The 16,982-nt window shown below is 69.9% G+C and carries 16 protein-coding genes and 1 other RNA gene; 11 read left to right on the forward strand and 6 right to left on the reverse strand.

Going from position 1 to position 16,982, the window contains the following annotated elements:
* Nucleotides 1-48: 48 nt before the first annotated feature.
* The 4 genes from HNR76_RS11120 to HNR76_RS11135 form a co-directional block, all read right to left on the reverse strand.
* Nucleotides 49-1,173 carry an HlyD family secretion protein gene (locus HNR76_RS11120; RefSeq protein ID WP_162310341.1) on the reverse strand — a complete coding sequence of 375 codons (1,125 nt, stop codon included), beginning with the start codon at nucleotides 1,171-1,173 and terminating at the stop codon, nucleotides 49-51.
* A 5-nt stretch (nucleotides 1,174-1,178) separates the two neighbouring features.
* Nucleotides 1,179-1,652 (reverse strand): MarR family winged helix-turn-helix transcriptional regulator, encoded by a 474-nt coding sequence (locus HNR76_RS11125; protein ID WP_162310340.1) that lies wholly within the window; start codon nucleotides 1,650-1,652, stop codon nucleotides 1,179-1,181.
* A 118-nt stretch (nucleotides 1,653-1,770) separates the two neighbouring features.
* The gene (locus HNR76_RS11130) at nucleotides 1,771-3,096 is read right to left on the reverse strand and encodes an aminopeptidase P N-terminal domain-containing protein (RefSeq protein ID WP_162310420.1); all 1,326 of its coding nucleotides are present in this window, start codon (nucleotides 3,094-3,096) and stop codon (nucleotides 1,771-1,773) included.
* 4 nt (nucleotides 3,097-3,100) lie between these two features.
* Nucleotides 3,101-3,646 (reverse strand): UPF0149 family protein, encoded by a 546-nt coding sequence (locus HNR76_RS11135; RefSeq protein ID WP_162310339.1) that lies wholly within the window; start codon nucleotides 3,644-3,646, stop codon nucleotides 3,101-3,103.
* 220 nt (nucleotides 3,647-3,866) lie between these two features.
* Here HNR76_RS11135 and HNR76_RS11140 point away from each other — a divergent pair, with 220 nt between their 5' ends.
* The 9 genes from HNR76_RS11140 (at nucleotide 3,867) to cas3f (ending at nucleotide 13,648) form a co-directional block, all read left to right on the forward strand.
* Entirely contained in the window at nucleotides 3,867-6,032 is a 2,166-nt protein-coding gene (locus tag HNR76_RS11140) for a putative bifunctional diguanylate cyclase/phosphodiesterase (protein ID WP_162310338.1), read from the forward strand.
* A 65-nt stretch (nucleotides 6,033-6,097) separates the two neighbouring features.
* Entirely contained in the window at nucleotides 6,098-6,322 is a 225-nt protein-coding gene (locus HNR76_RS11145) for a TIGR02449 family protein (RefSeq protein ID WP_162310337.1), read from the forward strand.
* Nucleotides 6,319-6,621, forward strand: coding sequence for a cell division protein ZapA (locus tag HNR76_RS11150; protein ID WP_162310336.1), 303 nt, complete (start codon nucleotides 6,319-6,321; stop codon nucleotides 6,619-6,621). The genes HNR76_RS11145 and HNR76_RS11150 overlap by 4 nt, the downstream gene beginning before the upstream one ends.
* Nucleotides 6,622-6,736: 115 nt before the next feature.
* Nucleotides 6,737-6,918: non-coding RNA, 6S RNA (gene ssrS, locus HNR76_RS11155), on the forward strand.
* 299 nt (nucleotides 6,919-7,217) lie between these two features.
* Nucleotides 7,218-7,835, forward strand: coding sequence for a 5-formyltetrahydrofolate cyclo-ligase (locus tag HNR76_RS11160; protein WP_162310419.1), 618 nt, complete (start codon nucleotides 7,218-7,220; stop codon nucleotides 7,833-7,835).
* A complete protein-coding gene (locus HNR76_RS11165; RefSeq protein WP_162310335.1) occupies nucleotides 7,832-8,302 on the forward strand; it encodes an EVE domain-containing protein in 471 nt (156 codons plus the stop codon). Before HNR76_RS11160 ends, HNR76_RS11165 begins: the two co-directional genes overlap by 4 nt.
* A gap of 156 nt (nucleotides 8,303-8,458) precedes the next feature.
* On the forward strand, nucleotides 8,459-9,106 hold the full coding sequence (rpiA, locus tag HNR76_RS11170; RefSeq protein ID WP_162310334.1) for a ribose-5-phosphate isomerase RpiA: 648 nt from the start codon (nucleotides 8,459-8,461) through the stop codon (nucleotides 9,104-9,106).
* 178 nt (nucleotides 9,107-9,284) lie between these two features.
* Nucleotides 9,285-10,259: a type I-F CRISPR-associated endonuclease Cas1f gene (gene cas1f / locus HNR76_RS11175; protein WP_162310333.1), complete on the forward strand. Its 975-nt coding sequence runs from the start codon at nucleotides 9,285-9,287 to the stop codon at nucleotides 10,257-10,259.
* Nucleotides 10,256-13,648, forward strand: coding sequence for a type I-F CRISPR-associated helicase Cas3f (gene cas3f, locus HNR76_RS11180; RefSeq protein ID WP_162310332.1), 3,393 nt, complete (start codon nucleotides 10,256-10,258; stop codon nucleotides 13,646-13,648). Before cas1f ends, cas3f begins: the two co-directional genes overlap by 4 nt.
* Nucleotides 13,649-13,675: 27 nt before the next feature.
* Here cas3f and HNR76_RS11185 read toward each other — a convergent pair whose 3' ends face one another.
* A complete protein-coding gene (locus tag HNR76_RS11185; RefSeq protein WP_162310331.1) occupies nucleotides 13,676-14,095 on the reverse strand; it encodes a type II toxin-antitoxin system VapC family toxin in 420 nt (139 codons plus the stop codon).
* A complete protein-coding gene (locus tag HNR76_RS11190; protein ID WP_162310330.1) occupies nucleotides 14,092-14,361 on the reverse strand; it encodes a FitA-like ribbon-helix-helix domain-containing protein in 270 nt (89 codons plus the stop codon). Before HNR76_RS11190 ends, HNR76_RS11185 begins: the two co-directional genes overlap by 4 nt.
* Nucleotides 14,362-14,619: 258 nt before the next feature.
* Here HNR76_RS11190 and csy1 point away from each other — a divergent pair, with 258 nt between their 5' ends.
* The gene (gene csy1 / locus HNR76_RS11195) at nucleotides 14,620-15,960 is read left to right on the forward strand and encodes a type I-F CRISPR-associated protein Csy1 (protein WP_162310329.1); all 1,341 of its coding nucleotides are present in this window, start codon (nucleotides 14,620-14,622) and stop codon (nucleotides 15,958-15,960) included.
* On the forward strand, nucleotides 15,957-16,955 hold the full coding sequence (gene csy2 / locus HNR76_RS11200) for a type I-F CRISPR-associated protein Csy2 (protein WP_162310328.1): 999 nt from the start codon (nucleotides 15,957-15,959) through the stop codon (nucleotides 16,953-16,955). The genes csy1 and csy2 overlap by 4 nt, the downstream gene beginning before the upstream one ends.
* Nucleotides 16,956-16,982 lie beyond the last annotated feature (27 nt).

Below are 16,982 nucleotides of genomic sequence, written 5' to 3' on the forward strand. Positions count from 1 at the left end.
CGGCCGCCGCGCACGGATCATGCGGCGGCGGGCGACGGGCGGTGGGGCTCAGTGCTGGCCAGCGGCCGGCTGCGCATGGGAGACGGCGGCCGCCGCCGCGGTGGACGACGCCTCGCCGCGCAGGTCGACCCTGACCCGCGCGCTCATGCCGGCGCGCAGCACCGGCGCATCGTCGCGGCCGGTGCCGTCGATCTCCAGCCGCACCGGGATGCGCTGCACGATCTTGATCCAGTTGCCGGTGGCGTTCTGCGCCGGCAGCACGCTGAACTCGGCGCCGGAGGCCGGCGCGATCGAGGCCACGTGCGCCTGCCACTTCACGCCCGGATAGCTGTCGATCTCCACGGTCGCCGGCTGGCCGACCTTCATCCTCGTCAGCTCGGTCTCCTTGAAGTTGGCCTCGATCCACTGCCGGCCGGTGGCCACCAGCGGCATCGCGGTCTGGCCGACGGCGAGGAACTCGCCGGCCTGCAGGTCGTGGGTGCCGACGATGCCGTCCACCGGCGCGCGCACCTGGGCATGCTCCAGGTCCAGCCTGGCCTTGGCCACCATCGCCGTGGCGGCGCGGTAGTCGGGCAGGTCCTCGGTCGGGGTGGCGGCGTCGCCGCTGAGGCTGGCGGTGGCCTCGTTCTCCGAGGCGACGGCGTCGGCCAGGTCGGTGCGCGCCTCGGCCACGGCGTGGCGGGCGTCGTCGAGCATCTTGCGCGAGACCAGTTGCTGCCCGGCCAACTGCCGCATGCGCTGCAGGTCGCGCTGCGCCCAGGCCAGGGTCTCGCGCGCGGCCCGGATCGAGGTGCCGGCGCCGCTGGCCTTGGCCCGGCTGGCGCTGGCGCTGTTGGCCATGTGCGCCAGCAGCGCCTCGTTCTGGGCCAGGGCGATCTCCAGCGGCCGGGTGTCGATCCGGAACAGCAGGTCGCCCCGCTTCACCGGCTGGTTCTGGCCGACGGCGACCTCGACCACGCGGCCGCCGACCTGCGGCGCGATGAGGATGCGCTCGGCCTTGACGTAGGCGTTGTCGGTGCCGACCTGGCGGCTGGCCTGCATCCACTCCCAGCCGAAGAAACCGGCCACGGCCAGCGGCCCGGCGATCCAGAGCCACACCGGCACGCGGCGCCTGCGGGCGGGAGACGGGGCGGCGGCTGCGGCCGCGGCGGCAGTGTCGGGCTTGCCGGTCATGGGGGTCAGCTCTTGGGGGAGGGCTCGCCGCGGCCTTCGCGGTCGAGCTGGGTCAGGTTCGCGCGCACCCGGCCCAGGACCGAGAGGGTGGTGGCCAGGTCGGCGGAACCGATGCCGGCGGTGGCGTCCTTGCGCAGCAGCCGGGCCACCGCTTCGACCTCGTCGGTCACCTGCGCCGACTGGGGGCGCAGGTACAGCCGCCACACGCGCCGGTCGGCCGGGTCGGCGCGGCGCTCGACGAAGCCGGCCTTCTGCAAGCGGTCGATGACGCGGCCGACGGCAATCGGCTCCATGTCCAACTGGTCGGCCAGCTCGACCTGGGTGGCGCCCTCGGCGCAGGCCAGCCGCTTGAGCGCGCGCCACTGCGCCCGGGTCAGGTCGAGGTGGGCGACGCGGCGGTCGAACACCCGGCCGAACAGCCGGCCGAGGTCGGCGACGAGGTAGCCGAGGCTTTCGCGGGGATGGGGACGGGGCGCCATGGGTGCGCAGGATATAACTGCCTAGGCAGGCATTTCAAGGGCCGCCGCCGCTGGCGCCCTGCAGGAACCCAGCTTCGGTCGGCGACGGGCCCCAGGCGCCGGGAGCCTTCGTCCCGCGTCATCCCCCGGCCATCAACGCTTCGATCTCGTCGGCCGAGCGCGCCAGCCCTTCGCTCAGCACCCGGTGGCCTTCGGCGGTGATCAGCACGTCGTCCTCGGTGCGGATGCCGATGCCGCGCCACCGGGCCGGCACCGATGCCTCGTCGGCCGCCACGTACAGCCCCGGCTCGACGGTCAGGACCATGCCCGGCTCCAGCAGGCGCGGCTCGCCGTCGATGCGGTAGTCGCCCACGTCGTGCACGTCCAGGCCCAGCCAGTGGCCGCTCTTGTGCCGATAGAAGCGCTCGTAGTGCTTCCCGGCGATGCTCGCCTCCAGGCGCCCCTTCAGCAGGCCCAGCCGCAGCAGGCCCTCGGTCAGCGCCTCCACCGCCGCGTCGTGGATGGCGGTCCAGGCCACGCCCGGGCGCGCCTGCTCCAGCGCGGCGGCCTGGGCCGCGCCGACGAGGTCGTGCAGCGCGCGCTGCTCCTTCGAGTAGCGGCCGCTGGCGGGGAAGGTACGGGTGATGTCGGCGGCGTAGTTGCGGTACTCGGCGCCGGCATCGACCAGCACCAGCTCGCCGTCCTGGACCTTGGCGCCGTTGGCCACGTAGTGCAGCACGCAGCCGTTGGCGCCGGCGCCGACGATGCTGGCGTAGGCCGGCCAGGCATCGGACGCGCGGAACACGCGCTCGATCTCGGCCTGCAGCTCGTATTCGTGCACGCCCGGGCGCGCGGCGCGCATGGCCGCCTCGTGCGCGCGCATGCTGATGGCGGCCGCCTTTTGCAGCAGCCGGACCTCGTCCTTGGACTTGAACAGGCGCTGCTCGTGCAGCAGGTGGCCCAGTTCGAGGAACTCGTGCGGCGGCTGCGCGCCGTGGCGTACCTGCGCCCGCACCCGGTTGAGCCAGCCGATCAGCTTGAGGTCGAACTCGGCATCGCGGCCGAAGTGGTAGTAGACGCGCGAGCGGCCTTCCAGCAGCCCGGGGAGGATGTCGTCCAGGTCGTCGATCGGGTAGGCGTCGTCCATGCCGTAGCGGTCCACCGCGCCTTCCTGGCCGGCGCGCGGGCCGTCCCAGCCCTCGCGCACCGGGTCGCGTTCGCGGCAGAACAGCAGCGCCTCGCCATGCCGGCGCCCGGGCACCAGCACCAGCACCGCCTCCGGCTCGGGAAAGCCGCACAGGTACCAGAAGTCGGAATCCTGCCGGTACGGGTAGTGGGTGTCGTGGCTGCGCACGCGCAAGGGCGCGCTGGGCAGCACCAGGATGGCGTCCTCGCCGGCCAGGCGCATGAGCTGGCGGCGGCGGCGCGCGTACTCGGCGCCGGAGATGCCGGTGAGCGCGCGCAGCATGTCAGTTCAGGCGGCGGCGATGCCGCGGGCCGAGCACGCAGTCCCCATGCAGCAGCAGGGTGGCGACGCGGACGAACTCCTCCAGCTCCGACAGCGCCGATTCGTCCTCCTCGTCCTCGTCGATGTCCTGCACCCGCGCCCCCGCCAGCTTGCCCAGGTCCTGCAACGCCTCCGCGCCCTCTTCCGACAGCGGCGGGCTGGCGCCGGCGGCCAGGCCGAAGCCGCCGAGGAAACCGCGGCACCAGTCGAACAGCGCCTGCGCGCGCTGGTGCAACGGCGCATCGTCGTCGTCCAGCACCAGTTGGAAGGCGAACTCGCCATCGTCCAGGCGGGCGGCGCTGCCCTGGCGCAGCCGGTCCAGCGCCGAACCCGGCGGCGGCGCGGGAAGCGACGGGTCGGCCAGCACCCGGGCCGGCCAATCGGCCAGGTCGCCGCCATCTCCGCACAGCCAGCCGCACAGCGCCCCGTGCAGCTCGGCGGCCGAGGCGGCCAGGCCCAGCTCGCGGCTGGCGGCGGCGACTTCGTCGGCGGTGGGCAATTCCTGCATGCGCGCGCAAACTCCTTTCCGGGAAGATGGCCGAGCCGGCACGGATCGCCCGGCGCCAGGTACGCCGAAGTGTAGCAACCGGGTCCGGCATCCCGCTTGTCGGCGTTGTCGGCGCGTGCCTACACTGGGTCCGATCGTCCCGTCACGCCGGTCATGCCATGCCGCCCAGTTGCACCGTGCGTCACCGACAGTGCGGGTTCCCAAGCCGGAGTGGAAGGCCATGACCGCGATCCTGATGTCCGTGGCCGCCGGCCTGCTGCTGGCCGTGCTCCTGCTGCTGTGGCACTGGCGCCGCAGCCACGCCGCCCAGGCCGCCATCCTGCGCGCCCGCGAGGAACACCTGACCGTGGCGCTGTGGGGCTCGGGCGAGCGGTTCTGGGACTTCGACCTGGCCCGGCGCGACCTGCACGTGCTGGATTGCGACGAGAGCGAACTGCCGTCCGGCACGGGCCTTTCGGTGACCAGCCGCAAGATGCCGCTTCCGGCCGTGCATCCGCAGGACCGCCGCCAGGTGCGCAGGCGCCTGCGCGCGCACCTGCGCGGGCGCGAGCCGCTGTTCACCTCCGAGCACCGGGTGGACCTGCACGGCGACGGCCACTGGATATGGACCCGGGTGCGCGGCCGCACCGTCGAGCGCGATGCGCGCGGGCGCCCGCGCCGCCTGGCCGGCACCGCGCGCGACACCACCGCCAGCCGCCACGCCGACGCCGAGCGCCGCATCGCCAGCGAGGTGCTGCGCAGCATGAGCGAGGCGGTGGCGGTGCTCGACCACGACCTGTACTTCGTGGCGGTCAACCCCGCCTTCACCCTGATCACCGGCTACAGCGACGTGGAAGCGCTCGGGCGCCCCCTGTCGCTGCTCGACTCCGGACGCCACGATGGCCTCCCCGGCGCGCTGCGCGACGAACTGGCGCGGCGCCCGCAGTGGCAGGGCAACGTGTGGATGACCCGGCGCGACGGCGAGGAGATCCTGTGCCAGGTGCGCCACAACGGCATCGGCGACATGGCCGGCGAGTTCAACTTCCACGTGGTGGTGCTCAGCGACATCACCGAGCAGAAGCGCGCCGAGCAGGAGCTGCGCTATCTGGCCAACTACGATGCCCTGACCAGCCTGCCCAACCGCTCGCTGCTGTCGGACCGGCTGGCCCGGGCGATCGTGCGGGCACGCCGCGAAGGCGGCCACGTGGCCGTGCTGTTCCTGGACCTGGACCGGTTCAAGCATGTCAACGACTCCCTCGGCCACGCGGTCGGCGACCGCGTGCTGCGCGCGGCGGCCGAGCGGGTGCAGCGCGCGGTCGGCACCCAGCACACCGTGGCCCGGCTGGGCGGCGACGAGTTCACCGTGGTGCTGGAGGCGCTGGCCGCGCCGGAGGAAGCCGAGGAGGCCGCGCGCCGGGTGCTGGAGGCCTTCGCCGAGCCGCTGGTGTGCGGCGAGCATGGCGAGATCACGATCTCCCCGTCGATCGGCATCAGCCTGTTCCCCGGCCACGCCAATGCGCCCACTGAGCTGATCAAGCATGCCGACACCGCGATGTACCAGGCCAAGTCGGCCGGCCGTCGCACCTGGCAGGTGTACTCGGCGCACATGGACGAGTCCGCGCGCCGCCGCGCCACCCTGTCCAGCCTGCTGCGGCGCGTGCTGGAGCGCGGCGAACTGGCCCTGGTCTACCAGCCGCGCTACTCGCTGCACGAGCGCCGGGTGGTCGGGGTGGAGGCGCTGCTGCGCTGGCGCAACCCGGAGTTCGGACTGGTGCCGCCGGACCAGTTCATCCCGCTGGCCGAGGACACCGGGCTGATCCTGGAGATCGGCGAATGGGTGCTCAAGGAGGCCTGCACCGTCCTGCGCGGCTGGCACGAGGCCGGCCTGGACGGGATGCGCATGTCGGTGAACGTGTCTGCGATCCAGTTGCTGCGCGGCGACCTGGCCGCCACCCTGGCGCGCATCCTGGACGAGACCGGCGTGGCCGCCGGCCTGCTGGAACTGGAACTGACCGAGAGCGCGATCATGGACAACGTCGGGCGCAGCGCCGGCGTGCTGCACGCCTGCCGCGCCCTGGGCGTGGGCCTGGCGGTGGACGACTTCGGCACCGGCTATTCCTCGCTGGCCTATCTCAAGCGCCTGCCGCTGACCACCCTGAAGATCGACCAGGAGTTCGTCGGCGACCTGGCCTGCGACCCGGACGACGAGGCCATCACCAGCACCGTGATCGCGATGGGCCATTCGCTGTCGCTGCTGGTGGTCGCCGAGGGCGTGGAGACCGCGGCCCAGCTCCAGTTCCTGCGCGAACACGGCTGCGACGAGATCCAGGGCCACTACATCGCCGCGGCGATGGAGCAGGACGCCTGCCTGGCGTTCCTGCGCCAGCCCACCCTGCTGCCCGACTGAAGCCGCCGGCCGCCATGGCACCGGCCGCTTGACCGGGCCGCCGGGCGCTGCCTATCGTGGCCGCCATGGAACCGCCCGCCGACGCCATCGCCCAGCTCCGCGCCCTGGCCGCGCGGGTCGAGGCCCTGGTCGAACGCTGCCAGCGCCTGGCCGACGAGAACCGCAGCCTGCGCCAGCAGCAGGAGCAACTGGTGGGCGAGCGCGCGCAACTGCTGAGCAAGAACGAGCAGGCGCGCTCGCGCGTGGAGGCCATGATCGCGCGGCTGAAGTCGCTGGAGCAGCACACATGAGCGATGCCCAGCCGGTCGAGGTCCGCATCCTCGACCGCGACTACACCGTCGGCGTCACCGCCGCCGAGCGCGACAGCCTGCTGGCCGCCGCGCGCATGCTGGACGCGCGCATGCGCGAGCTGCGCGGCAACAACCGCGTGGTCTCGCTGGACCGCATCGCGGTGCTGGCGGCGCTCAACCTGGCCCACGAGCTGCAGCAGGCGCGCGAGGAGCGCGACGCGCGCGAACGCGAACTGGCGCGCACCCTCGACGCCCTGCACCGGCGCCTGGACGGCATGCTCGGCCCGGCGCAGGACTGAATGCGGCAAACCGCCGCCACCGTCCCCCTGCGACACTGAACCCCTCATGGCCGCGCCGCGGTCGCGGCCGTCGGCGCACTGGGGAAGTTCCGCGCTTGGCGCTATAATCCCCTTGCGTTCTCTGCCGTGCGCGACAGTGGCAAAACATTCGCCTTGTCCCTTAAAAACGACACCGGGGATGCGACGACGCCGGGGGTGCATGTCCGCCACGCAGCGGGAAGCCCGAAGGTATCCTAGCGTTCCCACTTGAACCTCGGGTTCAAGGTCGTTTCGCCGCATCGCCATGGCGGAGAATGCTCTTTCCGACGACGCCTCCTCATGGGGGCGTCGTTTTTTGTTCCTGGTCCCGGCGCGCGACATGCCGAGATGGCCGCCAGCCCGTAGGCCACTGACTGCAGAAGCCGGGGAGAGCCGGCGACCGCCGTGCCCGGGTGCCGACGATTCCGTGGCTTCGACGCGACCGCCGGCCGAAGTCGGCTCCTGCAAGGCGAAAGGACGAAAAGATGAAGGGCCAAGGGCACGGCCGTGGCCGAACGGGCTTGGCGCCGCCTGGCGGGTCCGCGATCATGCGCGTTCCCTTCCCTCTTCCGGCCGCCATGACCCAGGACCGCGCCACGCTGCGCCGCGAACTGCGCGAACGCCGCCGCGCGCTGCCGCCCGCCACCCGGATCGCTGCGGCCGAGGCGCTGGCGCAGCGCATCCTCGCCCTGCCCTTCCTGCCCACGTCGGGCTACGTCGCCGGCTATTGGGCGATGGACGGCGAGATCGGCCTGCACGTGCTGCAGATGCGGCTGCCGCCGGGCCTGGTGTGGTGCCTGCCGCTGCTGCACGAGGGCGACCACCTGCGCTTCGCGCCCTGGCGCGCGGGCGATGCGCTGGTCACCAACCGCTTCGGCATCCCCGAACCCGCGGTCGAACCGTCCTCCGGCCTGCGCGCCGAGGACCTGGCGCTGGCGGTGATGCCGCTGGTGGGGTTCGACGACGCCGGCCGGCGGCTGGGCATGGGCGGCGGTTGGTATGATCGCAGCTTCGCGTTCCGCCGCGACCGCGCCGCGCCGCCCTGGCTGGTGGGCGCCGGCTTCGCCGCGCAGCGCGTGCCAGCGCTGGAGGCCGCCGCCTGGGACGTGGCGCCCGACGCGATCTGCACCGAGGACGCCACCTTTCCTTCCCTCCACGACGGCGCGCACGACGCCCCCGGAACCGCACCCGCATGACCCCCCGCAAGCGCTACTGGCTGATGAAGTCCGAACCGGACGCCTTCTCCATCGACGACCTGCAGCGGGTCGGCACTGAGCCGTGGAACGGCGTGCGCAACTACCAGGCGCGCAATTTCATGCGCGACGGCATGCACGTGGACGACGGCGTGCTGTTCTACCACTCCAATACCAAGGTGCCCGGCGTCGTCGGCATCGCCCGCGTGGCCAGCACCGCCTACCCGGACGATACCCAGTTCGACCCCAAGTCCCACTACCACGACCCCAAGGCCACCCGCGAGCAGCCGCGCTGGTTCCTGGTGGACGTGGCCTTCGAGCGCAAGCTCAAGCGCACCATCGCGCTGGAGGAAATCAAGCGACACACCGACGAACTGGGCGAAGGCTTCCCGCTGACCGCGCGCGGCAGCCGCCTGTCGGTATTCCCGGTCACCGCCGCGCAGTGGAAGCTGCTGCTGTCGCTGGAATGAACCCGCCGCCATCGAACGCGATCGGCCTGCGCCGCCCCATGGGAACCGGCTTCGGCCCACAACACGGGCGCCGGGACAACGGGGAGCCGCCCGCGCCGACGCGGCGCATCGCCGGCTGAAGCCGGCCCCTACAGAAGGCACCACTGGAAACGACCCATGAGCGAAGCGAAGCGCCAGGCCGGCGAGAAGGCCATCGACTACGTCGAGGACGGCATGATCGTCGGCGTCGGCACCGGCTCCACCGTGGCGTACTTCATCGAGGCCCTGGGCCGGATCAAGGAGCGCATCGCCGGCGCGGTATCCAGCTCCGAGCAGAGCACCGCGCGGCTGAAGGCACTGGGCATCGAGGTGCTGGACGCCAACGCCGCCGGCCCGCTGGAGCTGTACGTGGACGGCGCGGACGAGTGCGACCCGCACAAGCGCCTGATCAAGGGTGGCGGCGCCGCGCTGACCCGCGAGAAGATCATCGCCGAGGCCAGCCGGACCTTCGTCTGCATCGTCGACCCGGCCAAGCGCGTGCCGGTGCTCGGCAGATTCCCGCTGCCGGTGGAAGTGATCCCGATGGCGCGCAGCCTGGCGGCCCGGCGCATCCTCGCCCTCACCGGCGGCCAGCCGGTCTGGCGCGACGGCGTGGTCACCGACAACGGCAACTGGATCCTGGACGTGCACAACCTGTCCATCACCGACCCGGTGGGCATGGAGACCGAACTCAACCAGATCCCCGGCGTGGTCAGCGTCGGCCTGTTCGCCCGCCGCCCGGCCGACGTCGTCATCGTCGGCGGGGAGCCGCCGCAGGTGCTGTAGCCGCCCGGCCAGCAGCGACAGGCTTCTCGCCCGCCCCACATCGCCCATGCCGCCTGGCCTCAAGCGCCAGTGCCATCCCTGAACCGAGCCTCAGGATTTGAGACGCGCCCCGCATATGGATAGGCTCCGGGCGGGGGTATCGAAGCCCCGCTGCAAGGAATAGCAGGAAGGGGGCGCGATGGACGATCTGTCACCGTCGGATCTGAAGACGATCCTGCATTCGAAGCGGGCGAACGTCTATTACCTGCAACATTGCCGCGTGTTGGTCAATGGCGGCCGCGTCGAATACGTCACCGACGCAGGCAAGCGTTCCTTGTACTGGAACATCCCGATCGCCAACACCACCACGATCCTGCTCGGCACCGGCACTTCGATCACCCAGGCCGCAATGCGCGAACTGGCCAAGGCCGGCGTGCTGGTCGGCTTCTGCGGTGGCGGCGGCACGCCGCTGTTCTCGGCCAACGAGATGGACGTGGAAGTGGCGTGGTTCTCGCCACAAAGCGAGTACCGGTCCACCGAGTACCTGCAGGCCTGGGTGAAGTTCTGGTTCGACGACGACCTGCGCTTGTACGCGGCCAAGGCGTTCCAGCGCGCCCGCACGGCACGGCTGCACGGGCAATGGACGCACCGCCACCTGCGCGAGGCCGGTTTCGCCCCCGATCCTGGCCGCCTGGACGAACTGCTGCAGCGGACCGCACGCCAGATCGAACTGGCCCAGGACAATACCGCCCTGCTGACCGAGGAAGCACGCCTGACCAAGGCCCTGTTCAAGCTGGCGGTGGACACCGTCGGCTATGGCGACTTCACCCGGGCCAAACGCGGCAGCGGCAGCGATCCGGCGAACCGCTTCCTCGACCACGGCAACTACCTGGCGTATGGCCTGGGCGCCACCGCAACCTGGGTACTCGGCCTGCCGCATGGACTGGCGGTGCTGCACGGCAAGACCCGCCGCGGCGGCCTGGTATTCGACGTAGCCGACCTGGTCAAGGATGCCAGCATCCTGCCGCAGGCGTTCCTGTCGGCGATGCGGGGCGACGACGAGCAGGCGTTCCGCCGTGGCTGCATCGAGGCGCTGACCCGCAGCGAATCGCTGGACTTCATGATCGACACGCTCAAGGCCGTGGCGCTGGAGACGGCGGGCAAGGCCGCATGAACATCCTGCTGATTTCCCAATGCGACAAGCGTGCCCTGACCGAAACCCGGCGCATCCTCGACCAGTTCGCCGAGCGCCGCGGCGATCGCACCTGGCAGACCCCGATCACCCAGTCCGGCCTGGACACCCTGCGCAAGCTGCTGCGCAGGACCGCACGCAAGAACACGGCCGTCGCCTGCCACTGGATCCGCGGCCAGGACCACAGCGAACTGTTGTGGCTCGTCGGCGACGCCCGCCGCTTCAATGCGGAGGGCGCGGTTCCCACCGACACCACGGTGCGCAACGTACTGCGTGCCGGTGACGAGAACGACTGGCACACCGCCGAGGACATCCGCCTGCTGGCGCAGCTGGCGGCCCTGCTGCACGACCTGGGCAAGGCCAGCCTGGCCTTCCAGGCCCGCCTGCGTGGCGAGTTGCAGGAGCGGAACCTCTATCGCCACGAATGGGTTTCGCTGCGCCTGTTCCTGGCCTTCGTCGGCCAGGACGACGACGAAGGCTGGCTGCAGCGCCTGGCCGACCCGGAGATTTTCGACGAACAGGCCTGGATCGCATCCGACCGCTACCAACGCGACGGACTGGGAGCCATCGACAGATATCCGTTCCGCGATCTGCCCCCGCTGGCCGCCGCGGTTGCCTGGCTCGTGCTCACGCACCACCGTCTGCCGCTGGCACCGGTCGCCAGGGAGGATGGCAGCCAGGATTGGCTTGGCAAGCGCTACCCAGGCTCAGTGACGGGATGGCTGGAATCCCCCCTGGCCCGGGTCGCGCACGACTGGAACGAGATCCGCCAGGAAGCCGAACGATCCAGGATCGAACCGTATTGGCAACCCGCCGGTCCGTTGCCGGTGATCGAGCCAAAGTGGCGCGCCCAGGCCGCACGACTCGCGCGAAGCCTGCTCGGATTGCGCCTGCGTCGCGGCAACGACTGGCTGCGCAACCCCTACGTCGTGCACCTGGCCCGACTCAGCCTGATGCTGGCCGACCACCACTACTCCAGCCTTCCTCCCGGTTCGCCATTGCGCGTGCAGGGGGACGGCAACACCCGCCTGTACGCCAATACCGGCCGCGATGGCCGCCTCAAGCAACCGCTGGACGAGCACCTGCTGGGCGTGGCCCGCGATGCCGGCCTCATTGCCCATGCCCTGCCCGGTTTCGAGCGGCACCTGCCGCGCCTGGCCAACCACCGTGGCCTGCGCAAGCGCAGCGCCGATCCCCGGTTTTCCTGGCAGGACAAGGCGGCCGACGCCGCCACGGCACTGCGCGAGGCGGCGCGGGAGCATGGCGCCTTCGTCGTCAACATGGCCTCCACCGGCTGCGGCAAGACCCTTGCCAACGCCCGCATCCTCCACGCGCTGGCCGATCCCCAGCGAGGCATGCGCGCCACCTTCGCCCTGGGCCTGCGCACGCTGACGCTGCAGACCGGTCGCAGCTATCGCAACGACCTGCACCTGGGCGAAGACGAACTGGCGATCCGGGTAGGCGGCTCGGCCAGCCGCGCCCTGTTCGAGTACTACGAACAGAAGGCCGAAGCCCATGGCTCCGCCTCGGTCCAGGACCTGATCGAGGAGGACAGCCACGTCCTCTACGAAGGCGTGGTCACCGACCACCCGCTGCTGTCGCGGGCGCTGCACGACCCCAACATTCGCAGCCTGCTGTCGGCACCGATGCTGGCCTGCACCGTGGATCACATGGTGCCCGCCACCGAGGCACTGCGTGCCGGCCGCCAGATCGCGCCCATGCTGCGGCTGATGAGCGCCGACCTGGTCCTGGACGAACTGGACGACTACGACCTCGACGACTTGCCCGCCCTGACGCGGCTGGTGCACTGGGCCGGCATGCTCGGCACGCGCGTGGTGTTGTCCTCGGCCACGCTGCCGCCGGCGCTGGTGGAAGGCATGTTCCTGGCCTATCGCGCCGGGCGCATCCAGTACCGGCGCAACCGCGGCGCCCATGGTGGAGCCCATGCGGGGCCGATCGAGGTGCCCTGCCTGTGGGCCGACGAGTTCGGCGCGCAAACGGCAAGCTGCGCCAATGCCGAGGTCTTTTCCGGCCGGCATGCGCAGTTTGTGGACAAGCGCGTGGTGAAGCTGAAAAAAGCCGGGCCATTCCGCCGGGCCGAGCTGTTTCCCCTGCTGATCGCCAAGGGCGTACCGGGAGCGCAGATCCGCGCCGAGTTCGCCGGACATGTGCGCACGGCATGCCTGCAACTGCACGCCGACCACGCGGAGATCGATCCCGTCAGCGGCAAGCAGGTCAGTTTCGGCCTGGTCCGCATGGCCAACATCGAGCCGTTGTTCGACGTGGCCCGCGGGCTGTTCGCGCTCGGGGCACCGGAAGGCACCCGTATCCACCTGTGCGTCTACCACGCCCGTTTCCCCTTGCTGCAACGCTCGGCCATCGAGCATCAGCTCGACACCGCGTTGAACCGCCGCGGCGACGGGCAGGCCGTCTACCACTTGCCAAGCATCCGTGCCGCGCTCGACGCCCACCCGGAACACGACCACCTGTTCGTCGTCCTCGCCTCTCCCGTCTGCGAAGTCGGCCGCGACTGGGACGCCGACTGGGCCGTGGCCGAACCCTCGTCGATGCGCTCGCTGATCCAGCTCGCGGGGCGCGTGCAGCGGCATCGTGGCAAATGCGGCGATGGCCCCAACATACGAGTGTTCGACCGCAACCTGAAGGCTGCCGAAGGCAGGACGTTTCCCGGCGGCGAACCCAGCCCGGTATTCGTCCGGCCCGGCTTCGAACGCCAGGACGACAGCCGCCGCTTCCGGCTCCGCTCGCCCCGCCTGGACAAGCTCCTGTCGCCGGACGAGTACCGCACGCTCACGGCCATCCCGCGCATCCGGCCACGCCCGCAGTCCGAATGGTCCAGCCGGGAGCGGCTCGTGGACCTGGAACACGCACGCATGGCCGCCGGCATGCTGCCGAGACGGCGCATGGCGGCCTCGGGGGCGCTGGACGATGACGCCCCCATCGAGCGCGACGAAGCCACATGGTCGTGGCAGTACCCGCAGGCCGCGCTGACCGGCGTCCTGCCGCAACAGCAACCGTTCCGCGAAGACACCATGCGCAAGACAACATTGGTTTTCCTACCCGACGACGACGAAGAGCGCCTCGTCCTGCACCGCGTCGAACAAGACCCGGCACGACGCGGTCAGAGTCTCCACGTCGCCATCGACCGCAGCCAGTGCCATGACGTGCGCCTGGACGTCGGTGAACGCATCAAGGCCTGGGGCAAGTTTGAACTGATGGCGCTGCTCGCCGAACAGGCCGATGCCCTGGATATCCCGCTGGACGCGGCCGCGAAGAAGTTCGCCGTCGTGCAGGTTCCGGAGAGCACGCAAGGCTGGAACTGGCACCCGTGGCTGGGCTTCGGCAAGGCTTAGCGGCGCTGCGCGGAGCGACCGGAAGGCTCAGGCATGCCAGGGATCGATCACCGTGACCCCACAATCCTCGAAATCCCGTACGTTGCGGGTGGCCAGCATCGCTCCGCGCGAGCGAGCGATGCTGGCGATCATGGCGTCCGACTGGCTGATCGGGCGCCCCTGCGCGCGGCGCATGGCCGCGAGCGTGGCATGGACCTCGGCGGCGGCGCTATCGTATGGCAGCACGCGCCCTGCCATATCCGTGGAGAAGATTGCCTCCACTTCATGCAGCAGGGCGTCGCGATGACGACCGGCTGGAAGGATGCAGACGCCATAAAGCATCTCGCCCCGCGAAACCGCCGTCGTGAACAGCACATCCATCGTCTGGGCTTCCAGCCAAGCCACCACCCTCGGCTCCGGTATCGCGCGAATCAGCTCGGACAGGATATTGGTGTCAAGGACGATCACTCGCCGCGCCCGCTCTCGCCGAAGTCCGGCGCCTCACGCATCGGCTCGCGCGGCGGAAGTTCCAGATCGATGCCGCCGACCCGCTTCACCCGGGCACGGATGGCCTTGACCAGCGCCGCGCCGGTATTCGCTTCCGGCTCGGTGTTCAGCGCAGCCCGCAGGATGCTGCGGGCCTCCTCTTCCATCGAACGCCCGTGCTGCGCCGCCCGAATACGCAGGCGCGTCTTCACGTCATCGCCAATGTTGCGGATTGTCACGGTAGCCATGGACTCAAATCCTCCGAAGGCAATGACGGCATTGTATGCAATGCATGCTGAAAAACTGCCTACTCGGCAGTACACCCCTTGGGATAGAACTATCTTCTAAGCTATCTTTGCGATAGTACTATGGATTTTATTCGAGGAACCCACGGGACACAATGCCAGTTGCGGTCGGCAGGCTCGCCATTCCGGGGTCGCAACCTGTGAGATGGGTGAGAGTTAAGAGTGGAAATGAAAGGGGACAACACGACAGGGGAAAATGACATGCCCGATCTGACCAAAAGAGGGAAAACCTTCCGCTCAGCCATCACTGCCTTCATCGACGAGCGGCGCGAGGCCAAGCTGAAGGGCAAGGAAGACGATGCCGGGACGGCATCCAGGTACGACTACGGCACGTGGCTGGCCGATGCCGCGCGCCGGGTCGGCCAGATCCAGGCCGTCACCCACGTGCTCAAGGCCACCCACCCGGACGCCCGCGGCAGCAGCCTGCATGCCGCGCCCGGCACGCTGCCGCAGCACACCGAGATCGGCACGCACCTGCTGGGCGAGGACTACGCCGAGGACGTGGTCGGCAACGCCGCGGCGCTGGATGTATTCAAGTTCCTCAAGACCGAGGTCGAAGGCCGCCGGCTGCTGGACTGGATGCGGGCCGGCGACCTCGACCTGCGCAGTGCGCTGCATCCGGATCCCGACACCGCCTCCGGCTGGATGGAGGCCTTCGGCAACCTGATCCGCAGCGACCCGGCCCCCAGTTCGCACGAAGCGGCCAAGCAGATCTACTGGCTGGTCGACGGGCAGCCATCGAACGATGGCGACTACCATCTGCTACAGCCATTGTTCTCCAGCAGCCTGGCCCATGCGGTGCATGCCGATATCCAGGACGCCCGGTTCGGCGAAGCCAACAAGTTGGCGCGGCAAGCCTTCCGGGCGAAGGAGGCGCACGAAGCCCCCTATCGCGACTACCGCCAACTGGTCGCGCGCAAGCTGGGGGGAACGAAGCCACAGAACATTTCCCAGCTCAACAGCGAACGTGGCGGCATCAATTACCTGTTGGCCTCGCTACCGCCCACATGGACCCGCGAGTCGTCCCGGAGCCTGCTCCGCCTGGAAACGGCGCTGGAAATATTCTCCTACTTTGAAGGTGTTCGACCGCTGGTACGAACGTTGTCCTCCTTCCTTATGTCCGATCCGGACCGGAACACGGACACACGCGACAAACGCGAAGCCATCGAGCAGGCACTGGCCCTGCAGCTTCCAGTGTTCGCCGCGAGCATCCAGGCCCGCCTCGAACCAGGCTGGACCCGCGACCCCGATTGTCGCCTGCCATTGTGTGAGCAGCTCTGGCTCGATCCCGAGCGCACCGAACTGCCGGCGCGCGAAGGACACGAGCAGGAAGACGAAGATTTCAATGCGGCGTACGCTCGGGGAAACTGGTCGGACGAGGTCGCCGGCCGCTTCGCCAACTGGGTCAACGCGGAGCTGCGCGAGGCCGGGCTGACCACGGTCGGCGATGCGGAGTACACGCATTGGGCCAGGCAGGCCATCGTCGAGGCGGCCTGGCCGGTGCCGATGCAACGGCGCGCTCCGGCGGGAGGACAGCCATGAGCGTCTGCCCCCGTTTCGACCACCTGCTGGTACTGCCGCACCTGCGCGTGCAGAACGCCAATGCCGTCTCCAGCCCGTTGACCCACGGCTTCCCCTCGGTAACCGCCTTCCAAGGCTTGATGTGGGCGCTGGAGCGCAAGGCCCGTGCGCTTGGCCTCGACCTGGCATTCAAGGCCGTCGGCATGGTCTGCCACGATCATCAGGAGCAGGTCACCGAAGGCGGCTTCGTCAAGGCATTCCGCCTGACCCGCAATCCGGTTGGCAAGGATGGCGGCACCGCGGCCATCGTCGAAGAGGGCCGTATCCACCTGGATCTCAGCCTGGTGTTTGCGATCCGCAGCGAGCGGTGGAATCGCGAGCCGGAGATCCGGGAGACCGATACCGCCGCAGTAGCCGATCTGCTGGCCGGCATGCGGATCGCCGGCGGCACCTTGCTGCCGCCGGCACAGCCGGGACGACTCCGCTATCGTCCCTGGACCATCGACCTGACCGGCACCGAAGACGACCGACGGACCGGGTTCCGCAAGGCACGCATGCGCCTGCTGCCGGGCTTCGCCCTGGTATCGCGCGAGGATCGGCTGGAAGCGCGCCTCGTCGAACTGCAGGCGAACACCCCCTCCGCGACACGACTCGACACCTGGCTTTCCCTGTCCCGCATCAACTGGCGCCATCAACCCTCCGGAAATGATGGCAAGGGCGAATGGGTCAACGACCGCAAGGGCCAAGGGTGGATCGTGCCTATTCCGGTCGGCTATGGCGCGCTCGGCGAGCTTCACCCGGCCGGCGGCGTCGCCAACGCACGCGACGCAACCACGCCGTTCCGCTTCGTCGAAAGCCTCTACTCGATCGGTGAATGGGTCAGCCCGCATCGGCTGCAGTCGCCGCAGCAGATGCTCTGGTACGCCGACAGCCAACCCGACACCGGCCTCTATCGTTGCCGCAACGACTACCACCCGGCTGCCGACGCGTTCGAGCAGCTCTACGATTTCGACTGACAGTCCACCACGACAAGGAATCCGATC

This window comes from Pseudoxanthomonas broegbernensis (genome assembly GCF_014202435.1).
In the GTDB taxonomy this organism is placed as follows: Bacteria; Pseudomonadota; Gammaproteobacteria; order Xanthomonadales; family Xanthomonadaceae; genus Pseudoxanthomonas; species Pseudoxanthomonas broegbernensis.

Coding starts and splice junctions, on each gene's coding strand:
- HNR76_RS11190 (WP_162310330.1), bottom strand. CDS start 14,361: ATGGCTACCGTGACAATCCGCAACATTGGCGATGACGTGAAGACGCGC.
- HNR76_RS11125 (WP_162310340.1), bottom strand. CDS start 1,652: ATGGCGCCCCGTCCCCATCCCCGCGAAAGCCTCGGCTACCTCGTCGCC.
- HNR76_RS11150 (WP_162310336.1), top strand. CDS start 6,319: ATGAGCGATGCCCAGCCGGTCGAGGTCCGCATCCTCGACCGCGACTAC.
- rpiA (WP_162310334.1), top strand. CDS start 8,459: ATGAGCGAAGCGAAGCGCCAGGCCGGCGAGAAGGCCATCGACTACGTC.
- HNR76_RS11165 (WP_162310335.1), top strand. CDS start 7,832: ATGACCCCCCGCAAGCGCTACTGGCTGATGAAGTCCGAACCGGACGCC.
- HNR76_RS11160 (WP_162310419.1), top strand. CDS start 7,218: ATGACCCAGGACCGCGCCACGCTGCGCCGCGAACTGCGCGAACGCCGC.
- csy1 (WP_162310329.1), top strand. CDS start 14,620: ATGCCCGATCTGACCAAAAGAGGGAAAACCTTCCGCTCAGCCATCACT.
- HNR76_RS11120 (WP_162310341.1), bottom strand. CDS start 1,173: ATGACCGGCAAGCCCGACACTGCCGCCGCGGCCGCAGCCGCCGCCCCG.
- HNR76_RS11145 (WP_162310337.1), top strand. CDS start 6,098: ATGGAACCGCCCGCCGACGCCATCGCCCAGCTCCGCGCCCTGGCCGCG.
- cas3f (WP_162310332.1), top strand. CDS start 10,256: ATGAACATCCTGCTGATTTCCCAATGCGACAAGCGTGCCCTGACCGAA.
- HNR76_RS11135 (WP_162310339.1), bottom strand. CDS start 3,646: ATGCAGGAATTGCCCACCGCCGACGAAGTCGCCGCCGCCAGCCGCGAG.
- cas1f (WP_162310333.1), top strand. CDS start 9,285: ATGGACGATCTGTCACCGTCGGATCTGAAGACGATCCTGCATTCGAAG.
- HNR76_RS11140 (WP_162310338.1), top strand. CDS start 3,867: ATGACCGCGATCCTGATGTCCGTGGCCGCCGGCCTGCTGCTGGCCGTG.
- csy2 (WP_162310328.1), top strand. CDS start 15,957: ATGAGCGTCTGCCCCCGTTTCGACCACCTGCTGGTACTGCCGCACCTG.